This window comes from Dethiobacter alkaliphilus AHT 1 (genome assembly GCF_000174415.1).
Classification (GTDB): domain Bacteria; phylum Bacillota; class Dethiobacteria; order Dethiobacterales; family Dethiobacteraceae; genus Dethiobacter; species Dethiobacter alkaliphilus.
Map to the genome: position 1 here is coordinate 189,718 of NZ_ACJM01000003.1, position 13,376 is coordinate 203,093.

Annotated in this window: 11 protein-coding genes; 2 read left to right on the forward strand and 9 right to left on the reverse strand. The window is 51.5% G+C overall.

Features of this window, described 5'->3' with window-relative positions:
- Positions 1-101 precede the first annotated feature (101 nt).
- Entirely contained in the window at positions 102-2,606 is a 2,505-nt protein-coding gene (locus tag DEALDRAFT_RS15850; RefSeq protein WP_161598011.1) for a diguanylate cyclase domain-containing protein, read from the reverse strand.
- Positions 2,607-2,784: 178 nt separating this feature from the next.
- Here DEALDRAFT_RS15850 and DEALDRAFT_RS04270 point away from each other — a divergent pair, with 178 nt between their 5' ends.
- Both DEALDRAFT_RS04270 and DEALDRAFT_RS04275 read left to right on the forward strand, forming a co-directional pair.
- Positions 2,785-3,075, forward strand: coding sequence for a PadR family transcriptional regulator (locus tag DEALDRAFT_RS04270; RefSeq protein WP_196776597.1), 291 nt, complete (start codon positions 2,785-2,787; stop codon positions 3,073-3,075).
- A gap of 1 nt (position 3,076) precedes the next feature.
- Positions 3,077-3,742, forward strand: a complete 666-nt coding sequence (locus DEALDRAFT_RS04275) for an HAAS signaling domain-containing protein (protein ID WP_008515211.1) — start codon at positions 3,077-3,079, stop codon at positions 3,740-3,742.
- A 104-nt stretch (positions 3,743-3,846) separates the two neighbouring features.
- Here the strand turns inward: DEALDRAFT_RS04275 and DEALDRAFT_RS04280 are convergent, their stop codons facing one another.
- The 8 genes from DEALDRAFT_RS04280 to DEALDRAFT_RS04315 form a co-directional block, all read right to left on the reverse strand.
- Entirely contained in the window at positions 3,847-5,451 is a 1,605-nt protein-coding gene (locus DEALDRAFT_RS04280; RefSeq protein ID WP_008515213.1) for a long-chain fatty acid--CoA ligase, read from the reverse strand.
- A gap of 42 nt (positions 5,452-5,493) precedes the next feature.
- Positions 5,494-6,525 carry an MBL fold metallo-hydrolase gene (locus DEALDRAFT_RS04285; RefSeq protein ID WP_008515216.1) on the reverse strand — a complete coding sequence of 344 codons (1,032 nt, stop codon included), beginning with the start codon at positions 6,523-6,525 and terminating at the stop codon, positions 5,494-5,496.
- Entirely contained in the window at positions 6,512-7,363 is an 852-nt protein-coding gene (locus DEALDRAFT_RS04290; protein ID WP_008515217.1) for a 3-hydroxybutyryl-CoA dehydrogenase, read from the reverse strand. Before DEALDRAFT_RS04290 ends, DEALDRAFT_RS04285 begins: the two co-directional genes overlap by 14 nt.
- 14 nt (positions 7,364-7,377) lie before the next feature.
- The gene (locus tag DEALDRAFT_RS04295; RefSeq protein ID WP_008515219.1) at positions 7,378-8,556 is read right to left on the reverse strand and encodes a thiolase family protein; all 1,179 of its coding nucleotides are present in this window, start codon (positions 8,554-8,556) and stop codon (positions 7,378-7,380) included.
- Between the two features lie 12 nt (positions 8,557-8,568).
- Entirely contained in the window at positions 8,569-9,351 is a 783-nt protein-coding gene (locus DEALDRAFT_RS04300; RefSeq protein WP_008515220.1) for an enoyl-CoA hydratase/isomerase family protein, read from the reverse strand.
- Positions 9,352-9,363: 12 nt separating this feature from the next.
- Positions 9,364-10,497, reverse strand: coding sequence for an acyl-CoA dehydrogenase family protein (locus DEALDRAFT_RS04305; protein ID WP_008515221.1), 1,134 nt, complete (start codon positions 10,495-10,497; stop codon positions 9,364-9,366).
- 158 nt (positions 10,498-10,655) lie between these two features.
- Positions 10,656-11,951: a DUF362 domain-containing protein gene (locus tag DEALDRAFT_RS04310; RefSeq protein ID WP_008515222.1), complete on the reverse strand. Its 1,296-nt coding sequence runs from the start codon at positions 11,949-11,951 to the stop codon at positions 10,656-10,658.
- 66 nt (positions 11,952-12,017) lie between these two features.
- Positions 12,018-13,376: a hypothetical protein gene (locus tag DEALDRAFT_RS04315; RefSeq protein ID WP_008515223.1), complete on the reverse strand. Its 1,359-nt coding sequence runs from the start codon at positions 13,374-13,376 to the stop codon at positions 12,018-12,020.

Here is a 13,376-nt window from a genome sequence, read left to right on the forward strand (position 1 = left end):
AAATTGGGTTTAGCAATATTTTCGCTGTCGGTGGAGGCATATCCTTCATGTTACGGGATATTAATTTTTGGGATAATTTAAACCCGCAGCAGGCTGCGGGTTTAGGCAATATCGTTATCTCTGTTTTGGTTGGCTTCTTTCAGCTGCTGCTCCACAATATCAAGGAACGGTTCCACCAGATTGGGATCAAACTGACTGCCGGAGTACTTGCGCAGCTCTTCTGCCGCTTCTTTGTGCGATAAGGCATCGCGGTAAGGGCGCTGGCTGGTCATGGCATCATAGGCATCGGCAATGGCCAGGATGCGGCACTCCAGAGGAATTTCCAGTTCTTTTAACCCGAAGGGGTAGCCGTTGCCGTCCCACCACTCATGGTGTTTAAGAATCCAGTCGGCAATTGGCACCAAATCCGGCGCCGATAAAGCAATACGGTGGCCGATTTCACAGTGGCGCTTCATCTCTTGTCTTTCTTCTTCATTTAAAGGTGCCTTTTTAAAAAGCAGACGATCCGGTATTCCTACCTTGCCGATATCATGGAACTGGGCAAACAGACGAATATCGGAGATTTTGTGCTTGGGAAGTTCCAGGGTCTGGGCCAGTTGGCCTACCAGATTTTGCAGGCGGTCGGCGTGCCCTTCGGTAACATAGTCTCTGGCTTGCAGTGCTTTCATAAGAATCTGGACCGTAGCACTGCGGGCACTGCGGCTGCGATGAAGCTTTTCGCGGTACATGTTATTGTCTGCCTCTTTGAACAGTTCGGTTATATTGGTGCCGCCGTCTCCAATGGCATGGCCAATGGAGATGCTGAGGTGGAGTCCGGGGCTCTCTTCATTGTAGCGGGAGATGGCTTCCCGGATGCGGTGGCAGGCGGTCTCCAGAGTTTCGGGGGTACTGTGGGGCAGCAGGACGGCAAACTCATCGCCGCCAATACGGGCCACCATATCCTCTTCACGGAAACAGCTCTTAATCACTTCCGCTGCGCTGCGCAGCAAATCATCGCCAACACTGTGGCCCATGCTGTCGTTAAAGAGTTTCAGCCCGTCCACATCGCAGATGATGATGCCGATGGGAGCGCTGCGGCCGTTTTGCAGGCGGCGCATTTCCTGTTCGAAATAAGTGCGATTATAAAGGCCGGTTAAGGTATCATAAAGGCTAAGCCGGCGCATTTGTTCTTCCATTTCTTTGCGGGCGGTAATGTCACGACTGCTTACCAGGATGCCGGTGATATTGTCGTGTTCATCGTACAGGGGATTGGCGATGGACTCCAGCCAGAGATAGTGGCCTTTGATGTGCCGGTAACGAAATTCCTGCCGCTCGATGGTTTGTGTGTGTGCAAACTGGGAAAACGATTCCACTACCTTAGCCCTGTCGGAGGGATGGACAAGATCAAAGGCAGAAACACCTAACAAGTCATGGGGATCGTGACCAAGCACCGCTTTGTGGCTGGGGCTGATATAGCTAAAACGGCCCTCCGGGTCAAGGTGGACCACCAAATCCAGCAGGTTTTGGGTAATCATCATGTTTTGCTGGGATTCTTCCAGTTGATTGAGCATCTGATTAATATTTCCCGTCAGTGAAGACAGTTCGTCTTTGACGCCTTCTTTCTCCAAGCGTTTAAAAACATCTTTTCTGCTTTCAACCTTCTCAAAGCTCTGGCTAAGCCGGGAAACCCGGGAAAGTATTGTTTTTTCCATAAAGAAAATCATGAAGATGCTAAAGGGCAGGGCGATTATTAACATTATCAGAGTCATGCGGTGGAAGGTCTCCGCACCCATTTGCTGGATGGGGCGGGCCTGATCAAACTCCAGCACCGCTGCCGGCTCCCCATACAGATCTGCCAAGACAGAGATTCCGGAGATGGTGCTGTTATTTACTACGGAAACATAGCCCTTTTGTCCGTCTACAGTGACGGGGGTCAGGTCTTCCGGATAATGAAAATCTGAGTAACTATATTTCTGTATGGGTACCAGGGTGCTTGCCGACCAGGTGGCTAAATCCGAACTCCCAAGATATCGTCCCACAACCAGTGTGCCGCGGGGAGAACCGTCTTCGCCGGGAGGCAGGATAGGGCGGGCGGCAACCATAGCTGTATCTGATGCCAGGGTAAGCAACCCATTAACTGAATCGGCTTCAGCAGAAAGAAACGGACTATCCGGTCCCAGGTGTGTGGATAATCCTTTCGGTATTGGCTTTTTTGCTTCTTCATCCAGGTCAAAACCTGTAGCATAAACAATCATGCCCCGGGAGTCAAGAAACAGCATAAAGTTTAATTGAAGATTGACAAAGTAATCATCGGCCAGATTTTCAAGGGAGTCTTGGGATCTGGTTTCCATGAAATCGTAGGTTGCGTCCCAGTTGGCCCAGTCAAAGGCCACCGTATCCAATTTTCTCAACTCGGACTGCAGGGCACGGTTAATACGGGTGATATTTTGTTTAACGTCGTTTCTCTCCATCTCATTGCTGCTTTGTAAAAAGATATGGTTAAAAGCACCGTACATGGTGACAAGCAGGAGAATCAAGGTGCTTCCCAAGATTAAGAATGTTTTGTTGCGCAAAGACATAACATCGCCTCCGGAGCCAACTTCCGTCATTAATTTAATTCTTGGCACAATTTGCATTTCCTGCTAACATGTCTAAATCATGGAATAAAACATCTGTTGGTAGAAACACCATATTACTTGTCTTATTGAGATGTAAAAAACATACCTTGCATTAAAAGGCATATTGTTTTACACTATATTTGAGATGAAAAAAGATAAATCGTTAATCCAAATTAAAAAAGGGGCTTTGGAGTATTGTGTCCTGGCGGTTATTGCCGAGGGGGAAAAATACGGTTATGAGATTGTCAAGGTGCTGACGGAACGCGGACTGACAACTCATGAAGGCACCATCTATCCTTTGCTTTCCCGGCTGCATAAAGAGGGCTTGGTTCAGGCTGCGTGGCGGGAATCAGGCAGTGCGGTACCCCGTAAATATTACCGGGCTACCCGGGATGGGATGAGAGCCCTCAATGAGTTTAAGGAAAGCTGGTCACACTTTTCCCAGTCGGTAGACGGGATATTATGGGGGGAACAATAATATGGACTATCAGTCTGAACAGCTGCTTAATCAATATCTGGATGATGTGGAACGAGAACTCTCCGATATCTCTCCTTCTTTGCGCCGGGATTTTGTGGCGGAAATCCGTTCTCACTTTGTGGAGGAATGGAATCATACTGCCGGGGAATCACCTGCGGAAATGCGCAACATTCTGGAACGGTTCGGCGACGCCCGGGAAATTGCCGCTGAATTCAGAGAGAAGCACAACCTGGCTGAAAAAAGGCAGGCCCCAACAACACAGCCCTTCCCTCCTGTTTTAATTATTATCCTCACCATCTTTTTATGGCCGGTAGGAATTATTTTGGCCTGGCTCTCTCCTTCCTGGGAAACCAGACATAAAATAGTGGCCACAGTGCTGCCGGTATTTATGCTACTACTTCTACCCATGGCAGCGATTGGTGCCTATACCACTTCAGTGGAAACTGTCTCCTATGTGCAAGAGGTTGACATCTCAGATGGATACTCAGAAAGTCCGGTAGGCGGAGCAGAAGGCCCTGAGAGAATCTATGTGGAGCAGAGCAGGGAAACAGGCCCTTCCCGATTGCTGAGTATTGTGGGGTTCATTGTTGCAGGCACCCTGCTATTAATCGGCAATCCCCTGGGCTCCGGAATTTATCTGGCCATGACCAAAGACCCTACCCATTAGTTTCCGGGGCCTAATCAAAGAAAAGCAAAACGTCTGGCGACTGGTTAATGTCGCGCAGACGTTTTTTTGTTAAATGATTAATAATGTTAAACCTGACCCCCAGGTTATTTGGCGTATGTTTCGCGCAGGGCTTTTTTGTTGAATTTGCCTACGCTGGTTTTGGGGATTTCGCCGATGATCTGGACTTTATCGGGCATCCAGTACCTGGCTACTTTGGGTTTGAGGAAATCCAGGATATCCTGCTCGGTGACGTTGGAGCCGTCTTTTAAGACGACACAGGCCATGGGGCGCTCCTGCCATTTGGGGTCGGGGACGGCAATAACTGCCGCTTCCACCACTTCGGGATGGGCCATAATGGTGTTTTCCAGATCCACCGAAGAGATCCATTCCCCGCCGCTTTTGATTAAGTCTTTGGCTCTGTCCTGAATCAGGATAAACCCTTCCTCGTCAATGGTGACAATGTCGTTGGTGTAGAGCCAACCGTCTTTGATGTTTTCAGCACTGCGCTCCGGCTCTTTGTAATATTCGGAGGTAATCCAGGGGCCGCGAACGCATAACTCGCCCATTTCTTTACCGTTCCAGGCCACTTCTTCTCCTTCGTCGTTGACAATCTTCATTTCCAGGCCGGGAACCAGCACGCCCTGTTTGGCCCGCATGGCATATTGCTCTTCTTCATCCCAGTCTTCCATATAACTCTTCATGGTGGAGCAAAGCACCACCGGGGAAGTTTCCGTCATGCCGTAAGCATGGAGAATGCTAAGGCCGAATTTCTTTTCAAAGGCGGCAATCTGGGTTTTGGAGACGGCTGAGCCGCCGTTTACAATGTAGCGTAGTTTGGAGAGGTCATATTTGGCGCCGCTGTCTAAGTGCTGATAGATTCCCATCCAGATGGTGGGCACACCGGCGGCCATGGTGACGCCTTCCTGCTCCATAAGGGTGCAGAGAGCTTCAGGGGTCAGCACCCGGCCGGGCAGCACCAGTTTGGAGCCCATCCAAGTGCAGGAGAAGGGCAGGCCCCAGGCCAGTACATGGAACATGGGCACTACGGGTAGAACCGCATCCCGCTCGGAAAGGCCCAGTACATCGGGGAGAGATTCGGCCAGACTGTGCAGATAGATGGAGCGGTGGGTGTAGGTTACCCCTTTGGGCAGGCCGGTGGTGGCGGTGGTATAGCACATGGCGGCAGGAGTGTTTTCATCCAGATCGGGAAAGTCATATGTATCGGCGGCTTCCGCCAGCAGTTTTTCATAATGGTACACCGGAGAAAGGGATGTTTCCGGCAGTTCATCCTTGTCGGTCATGATAACGTATTTTTCTACGGTGGTCAGCTGAGGTGCCGCTTTTTCCACAATGGGCAGCAAATCCTCGTCCACAAAGATTATTTTATCTTCGGCGTGATTGATAACATGAATAACATGTTCGGGAAACAGGCGCAGGTTCAGGGTATGTAGAACTGACCCGCTGCAGGTAATGGCAAAGTATAATTCCAGGTGGCGGTGGTTGTTCCAGGCAAAGGTGCCGATTTTGTCGCCCTGCTTAACATCCAGTGCTTGCAAAACATTGGCCAGTTTGCAGACTCTGGGATAAAAATCTCCGTAGGTATATCTCATATCCCGGTCTAATCCACGGGAAAAGATCTCCTTTTTGGGAAATAACTTGTACGCTCTCTCCAGCATGGTCTTGATGAGTAATTGGTGATTCATCATCATTGGCATCCCCGGCAACTTTTGAAGAAGCCGGGTTTCACCTCCTTAAGTGCTGTTATTATGGAGCTTTAAGTTTCCCGGCATTTGCCCGGCAGCCGGGCGGTACACTATGCCGCCTGTGTTATTCTCAGTTACCTGTACTAACTTTATTTCCATCAGAAAGTCCAGATGGGCACAGGTTTCAGCCATGGCAAGATAAACATTCCAGCCCCGGACCTGCCCATAGAGCTTTAGTGCCAGTTGGTAAGGGGTGAGACCGTCTGCCAAAAGCGTCAGTACTGTCTGCAGGCGCACTTGATGTTCCTGGCGAACATGGGCAATCCTTTCAGCGATGTTTTGAAACGGGTCGCCGTGCCCCGGCAGTACGGTGCGGGCAGGAAGTCCTTCCAGCCGCTGCAGTGTTTTCAGAAATTCCGTAAGGCTTGGGGTGCGCTCTCCCATGTGAAGTTCGGGCATGGGGTTGGGGCTGACATTTTCCAGTAAAGTATCGCCGCCAAAGAGTATTTGCTTTTCGGCTTCGTAAAAAGCCATATGACCGTGGCAGTGGCCCGGTGTGGCCACCACCGACAAGGTTAACCGGCCGCAGGAAAATTCATCTCCGTCCGATAGTGGCTGATAGTCTTTAAGATTGCCGTAGTAGCGGATGTCGCCAACTTTGCGAAACGAGGCAATCATTTCTTCAGGAACGCCGGTCTGTCGGAGAAACTTTTCTCGCAGGGCAAACATATCTATGCCGGAGAGCTTTTGGGCTTCAGCAGGATGGATAAAAATTTCTGCGCCTTGCTCTTGTAGCCAAGAGGCCAGTCCGGCGTGATCGCTGTGTCCGTGGGTGATTAGGACCCGGCCGATATCCTGCGGGGCCAGGCCCTCCCGGGCCAGTGCAGTTGCCATTGCTTCTTGGCCCACAGGCCACATGGTACCGGTATCAATCAGGGTGGGGATATCCCCCTGCAGCAGGTAAACATTGGTGGGGCCAATGGGAAAAGGAGTGGGTATAAGAAGGCGGGTGCAGCCGTACTGCTGCAGTGACTGGTGTGGGTAGCCCCGCTGCGCAGAACGGTTTCTATTCGTAGTCATAAAATCCTTTACCGGATTTGCGGCCCAGGCGTCCTGCCCGGACCATTTTTCTTAACAGGGGACAGGCCCGGTATTTGGAGTCACCCATTTCCGCATAAAGGTTATCCAATACCATCAGCATCACATCCAGCCCTACCAAATCACAGAGGGCCAGTGGGCCAATTGGGTGATTTGCCCCCAGCTGCATCCCTTTGTCAATATCTTCACGGGAAGCCACACCTTCCTGCAGGACAAAAACTGCTTCATTTAGCATGGGAACAAGAATGCGGTTTACCACAAAAAGCGGTGCTTCATTGACGGCAATGGGTTCCTTGCCCAAAGTCTGTGATAAAGACATGGCGGCAGAAAAGATTTCATCGGAGGTGGCGTCACCGCGGATGACCTCCACCAGCTTCATCACCGGCACCGGGTTAAAAAAGTGCATTCCTACCATACGGTCCGGACGGTTAGTGGCGGCGCCCATTTCGGTGATGCTCAAACCGGAAGTGTTGGAGGCAAACCAGGTCTGGGGCTTACATATCCGGTCCAGCTCAGCGTAAATCTCCCTCTTTTTGGCCATATCCTCAAAGATGGCTTCAATTACAACGTCCACATCCTGCATTTGTGCCAGACTGGTGGTGATGGTCAGTTTGGCCAGGCGGTCATCGGCCTCCTGCTGGGTGATTTTCCCCTTCTTTACCGCACGTCCCAAATTGGAAGCTATGGATTTTTTGCCGCGCTGGATAAATTCATCGGCCACATCCTGGAGCACCACGGCAAATCCGGCATTAAGAGCCACTGTGGCAATGCCGCTGCCCATGGTGCCGGCACCTATCACACCGATCTTTTGTATCGACATAGTCCTCCCCCTTCCTAAAGCTGTTCAATAATAACCGCCATACCCATACCGCCGCCCACACACAGTGTGGCCAGGCCGTATCTTTTCTGGCGTCGGCGCTGTTCATTTAAGAGGCTTAGGATTATCCGGGCGCCGGTAGAGCCCACCGGATGTCCCAGAGCTACTCCGCTGCCGTTGACATTGACGATGTTGCGGTTTAAGTTTAGCAGTTTTTCACAGGCCAGATACTGGGCGGCAAAAGCTTCATTTACCTCAATCAGGCCAATGTCACCCATGTTCAGCCCGGCCTTCTCCAATGCTTTTAAAGTGGCGGGCACCGGGCCGTAACCCATCAGCTCCGGCTCCACCCCCGCCCACGCATAGCTGACCAGCCTGCCCAGGGGGCGGACTCCTTCCTTTACGGCCCGCTCTTCGCTCATCAGCACCATGGCGGCGGCGCCGTCATTTAGTCCTGAGGAGTTACCGGCGGTAACCGTACCCCCTTCTTTAAAGGCGGGGGGCAACTTGGCCAACTTCTCCATGGTTAGATCACAGCGGATGTGTTCATCGCTGTCAATCATTTTCACTTCACCTTTGCGCCCCTTTACCGGCACAGGGACAATCTCCTCGGAAAAGGTGCCGTCCTTTGCGGCACGGCCGGCATTGTTATGGCTGCGCAGAGCCACAGTATCCTGCTCTTCCCGGGTGATGAAGTATTTATCCGCCAGGTTTTCCGCCGTTACCCCCATCAGTATATTATGAATGGGATCGGTGAGCAATTCCCACAGGCCGTCGGTCAACTGACCGTGCTGCAGGCGCTTGCCCCAGCGGGCATCTTTTAATACGTACGGGGCACTGCTCATGGATTCTGCGCCGCCGGCCACCACCACCTCCGCATCTCCCATGGCTATTTCCTGGTGGGCCGAAACAAAGGCCTGCATGCCGGAGCTGCATTGGCGTTGTATGGTAAAGCCGGTGGTTTCTTTGGGGAACCCGGCCTTTAGAGCCACGGTGCGGGCCAGGTTGGGCTCGTCGGTGCGCTGAACACAGTTGCCCAAAATCACCTCTTCCACCATTTCCGGAGCCAGGCCGGCGCGTTTTACCGCTTCCTGCACCGCTGTTACCGCCAGGTCATTGGCCAGCAGATTTTTGAACTGGCCGCCAAAATCGCCGATGGGCGTTCTGGCTCCTGCTACAATTAACACATCTTTCATTGTCTTCACCTCTTAACTGTCGGTAAACTTCGGTTTACGTTTTTCCTGAAATGCGGCCATTCCTTCTTTTTGGTCATTGGAGGCAAAGCAGATGCAGACCGACTGGATTTCCACCGTTTTACCGGCAGGACCTCCCGCATCAAGATGGGCATTAATGGCGGTTTTAGCCATGTTTAGGGCCACCAGGCTGCGCTGTACCAGAGTTTTTGCCTCAGCCTGTACCGCAGTCAGAAATCCGTCTGCGGGAAACAGGCGGTTTACCAGACCTATTTTTTCTGCTTCCTGAGCATCGATGACCTTGCCGGTGTATACCAACTCCCGGGCACGGCCGATGCCCACCGCCTGGGGCAGCCGTTGGGTTCCGCCCCAGCCCGGGATAATACCCAGGGTAATTTCCGGCAGGCCAAACTTTGCTTCCTCCACAGCAAAAATGTAATCGCAGGCCAGGGCCAACTCCAGGCCGCCGCCCAGGGCAAAGCCGTTTACTGCGGCAATTACCGGCTTGGGGAAGGCGGCAATCAAATCAAAGGTTTCATGGCCGGCACGAATATATTTCTGTGCTTCCAATGGACCCAGATTGGCCATTACGCCGATATCGGCCCCGGCCACAAAAGCCTTTTCTCCGGAACCGGTGATAATCACCACTTTGACCTCGTTGTCCTCACGCAGGCTGTTAAACGCTTCCTGCAGCTCCAGAAGCACTTCGTACTTTAGAGCGTTTAAAACCTTGGGGCGATTGATGGTAATGACGGCCATCTTCTCTTCTGTTGTAACCTGTAAATAGTTAAATGACATTTTTGTCTACACCTACCTTAGAATATTACCTGCAATGACCAGGCGCTGAATCTGATTGGTACCTTCATAAATTTGCATGATCTTGGCATCGCGCATATACTTCTCCACCGGATATTCGCGGGAATAGCCGTAGCCCCCCAGGATTTGTACCGCGTCGGTGGTCACATCCATGGCCACATCACTGGCATACATTTTGGCCATGGCCGATTCTTTGGCAAAGGAGGCATCTTTTTGATCCACCATATCGGCGGCGCGCCAGACCAAAAGCCGGGACGCATCGATGCGGGTGGCCATATTGGCCAGCATGGCCTGAATCATCTGGAAGTTGGCGATGGGTTGGCCAAACTGCACCCTTTCTTTAGCGTATTTCACAGCACTCTCATAAGCGCCGCGGGCCACGCCAACGGACAACGCACCGATTAATGGCCGGGATGTATCCAGAGTCTGCATGGCAACCTTAAAGCCCATCCCTTCTCCGCCCAGCACATTTTCTGCCGGGACAAAGACGTTATCAAAGTTAACCACCACCGTACTGGAAGCGCGGATGCCCAACTTTATCTCCTTTTTCCCGGCACTGACGCCATCGCTTTTGGGAACCACAAAGGCGGTTAGCCCTTTTAAGCCTTTACTCTTATCAACGGTGGCAAAAACCACAAACAGATCGGCCACGTCACCGTTGGTGATAAAGCATTTACTGCCGTTTAACACATAACCGCCGTCCACCGCTTTAGCATTGGTGGCAACAGATGCCGCATCGGAGCCGGCGTTGGGCTCGGTGAGGCAAAAGGCGGCATATTTGCCGGCGGTGGTGATGGGAGGAATAAACTTTTTCTTCTGCTCTTCGCTGCCGGCAATCAGGATAGGGTAGAGCGCCAGCGAATTGGCAGCGGCCACCGTGGTAATACCGGCGCAGCCTCTGCCCAACTCCTCTGTTAACACGCAGGAGGTCAGCGTGTCCAGCCCCACCCCGCCCAGAGCTTCAGGGACCGTAAAATTGACCAGGCCCGTTTCCCACATTTTACGAATCACCGCATCGGGAAACTTCTCCTGTTCATCATACTCAGCAGCCACCGGAATAATTTCTTTTTCCGTAAAGTCGCGGGCCATTTTTTGCATGGCCAACTGCTCTGCCGATAATCTAAACATTTATTCAGCTCCTTTCTCTCCCGGTTATTAAGTGCAAAACCGGTGCCAATGTTTTTAATGTTCAGAAACTTAAGAATAGGTATTAATACAAGGGTTTGCGATATCCAGGCCCTCACAAAACGGTGCGAATCTGCACCGTGGTGCAAAAATGTGATGCGCTACTGCATAACACTAAAGTGCTCTTCAACATATTCCCCCCGGTTTTCGTACCGTTTGGCTAAAGCGGCGCGGTAAGCAGCATAGGCCCGGTCGTCGGCGGGAATTCCCTGGCCGGTCAGCGCTTCAAGAATTCGGGGTATATCCGGCGGACAGCCTTTGATGGGTACCGCTTCGCTGATATGGGGGTTATTGTGGTTAGCATGGATCGCGCACTTGCCAAACAGAAAGGTTTTGGCAAAGCCTCCCTTTGAACGGGAGGCTTTGCCGCCCAAAAATTCCATGCCTGCAAAAGGCGCCTTGGCGTATGCTCCCATTAAAGCAATAAGCAAATAATTATTCAGGTAAGAACAGCCGGAACAGATGGTATTATCGTATTTGGGAAAGTGGATACCCTTGATTCCCTGACGGATAAACGCTTCCGGACCGGAGTCATCCTCAAGCCAGGCCCAGTCCCATTCCAGGGAATGCGCCACATCTTTTATCTGTTCACCGATTACTTCAATGTCGTCAAAGCTGCGGTTATACCCGGCGGCATATTGCTGCAGGTAAGCAATGTCCTCCGGCGCAAAGCCCAGCACCCGTGCCCCTGCCACATCGGCAGCAAACATATCTGTGGAAGCAATGAGCACATCGGTTCGGTAGGCCCGGCCGTTGACAACGGGACCCTTTTCCAGAGCATAGATGCCGTCAATTAGGGTTAGGGCAGGTTTGATTTTCTCACCCAGGGCACAGACAAACCCCTCCAGCGGCAGCTCGGTATGATGACAGAACATTTTTGACTTGCTGTTTAGGCAGCCTTTCAGATTCTTAAACCCTAAAGACACCTTTGTATTACTGTGGGTTTTCAGCACCGGCAGATTGATGAGAAAATCTGTTTCCAGCACATGAGCAGAAACATCCAGAGAATAGCCGCCGAAGTCGGTTTGGACAAAAGGCCCGTCATTAAAGTCCACCAGTTCCACACCATAACGGTCCCGCAGCTTATGGTAGCCCAGGCCGGCAAAGGCGGCCGTTGTGTCTGAGCCCAAACCCTTATCCACAATGGCCCCTTCGCCGATGGCGATCTTGGTGCACCCATACTCTTTTAGCGCCCGCACCACCCCTTCCATTACCACAGAAGTGGTGAGGACCCCGTATTTGGGAAACGGGTAGACCCGGTCCCACATCACCAGGTTTGGTTTGAGCAGGACCCGGTCTTCTGTATGAAGCTTTGCAAAACCGTTAATTTGGCCAATGGCATTGGCAATAGAACTGTGGTCATTGTTAAAACTGGTAATACTCACTTGTTGACTCATATCGCTCTCCTGTTTCTTGGTTTATTAGGAATAATATGCAAAGCTCATGCCAATAACCACTCCACTCTACTTCTTGATATTCATATCATAGGGCATGGCAATCATCTGCCGGCGCTGTACCAACAAGAGGAAGAACAAACCAATACCCACCACCATGCCATAACCGGGGCCGAATGTGGCGGTCAAAAGACCGATAAATACAGCGTAACCACGTCCTGTAGGTGTATCTACCATGCGCATGGAAATATAGGCGCAGGCAAATCCGGTGAGGATTAGCGTAATAGACAGGGCCACCGGCAAAATGGGCATCATAAAGGTAACCACAGGGGTTAAAAACATCAGGGGAAAAGCCAGCCAGTACCAGTTAACGGTCCCGGAATAAATGGAATCCATGGTTTGCCGGCCTTCCTTATACCTCTCCACAATAAACACGGTCACGCCGGTCCAGACAGGGCCATGCAGCGGAATAAACACCCCACCACTCAACAGATGACCCAAGTTGCGGAATGCTGTGGCAAAATGGGAGCGAATGGGATCTATAATAATTTTTTCATCTGTACGAATGCGGTCCGCATCCTTTAACAGTGTATCGGCAATGAGCAAATCGCCAAATACCACGATATAAATCATTACCGCCAAAGGCAGAGCCTTCATATACATTGCCCAATCGGGCCAGCCTACGTAAAATGGAGAAACAGCCTGAAGAAACGGTCCAAACTGCGGCAAAGAGATACCTGACTGGATATTAAACGCCACTTCCCCGGATAACGGGCCCACCAGTGCTGCCACCAAAAAACCAACCAACAAGGCCATGGAAGCAATTCTGTTAAAGAACTTACTCTGGGCCCGGATTTTACTGAACCAGACGGAAAACATCAGCAAAAAGACAACACCCCAGACCACCGACAACGTGTAGGGCATGGTCTGAATCCGGTCAAACTCCGAATTAAACGCTGCTATGGCAGAGCCCATAATAATTCCCGCACGCAATTCAACGGGTATCCATTGAAAGAACTTTCCTCCCAGCTTTGTAATGCCAAAGAAAAGAAAGATTGCGGAAACACAGATGGTTAGTGCGGTCATGGCCTTGACGGCCTCGGCACCCGGAGTAAAACCACCCAAAAAAACCAGAATCAACGGCAGGGCCGGTGTAATCCAGCCGGGGCCATAGGGCTCGCCAAACAAAAAGGTGTGGGACCAGACCCAGAAGATCTGAATAAACATAACCGTCCAGGCCACCTCAAAGGGAACATTGAAATAAGCCATCATCAGCGGGGCCACCGCTCCTCCTGTGGCAGTGGCAATCAAGCCCCCCTGAATCACTTCGGGCCAGGTAACTTTGACGTGGACCCCGGGTATCCGGATGGTAAATCTCCACCAGTTAATTCCCGGCTGAACACCGCCTTCTTCACGTTTATAACCCAA

What these genes read in the sequence shown, in the direction of transcription:
- DEALDRAFT_RS04295 (WP_008515219.1), bottom strand. Translation starts at nt 8,556, where the DNA reads ATGAAAGATGTGTTAATTGTAGCAGGAGCCAGAACGCCCATCGGCGAT.
- DEALDRAFT_RS04305 (WP_008515221.1), bottom strand. Translation starts at nt 10,497, where the DNA reads ATGTTTAGATTATCGGCAGAGCAGTTGGCCATGCAAAAAATGGCCCGC.
- DEALDRAFT_RS04310 (WP_008515222.1), bottom strand. Translation starts at nt 11,951, where the DNA reads ATGAGTCAACAAGTGAGTATTACCAGTTTTAACAATGACCACAGTTCT.
- DEALDRAFT_RS04290 (WP_008515217.1), bottom strand. Translation starts at nt 7,363, where the DNA reads ATGTCGATACAAAAGATCGGTGTGATAGGTGCCGGCACCATGGGCAGC.
- DEALDRAFT_RS04275 (WP_008515211.1), top strand. Translation starts at nt 3,077, where the DNA reads ATGGACTATCAGTCTGAACAGCTGCTTAATCAATATCTGGATGATGTG.
- DEALDRAFT_RS04300 (WP_008515220.1), bottom strand. Translation starts at nt 9,351, where the DNA reads ATGTCATTTAACTATTTACAGGTTACAACAGAAGAGAAGATGGCCGTC.
- DEALDRAFT_RS04285 (WP_008515216.1), bottom strand. Translation starts at nt 6,525, where the DNA reads ATGACTACGAATAGAAACCGTTCTGCGCAGCGGGGCTACCCACACCAG.
- DEALDRAFT_RS04280 (WP_008515213.1), bottom strand. Translation starts at nt 5,451, where the DNA reads ATGATGATGAATCACCAATTACTCATCAAGACCATGCTGGAGAGAGCG.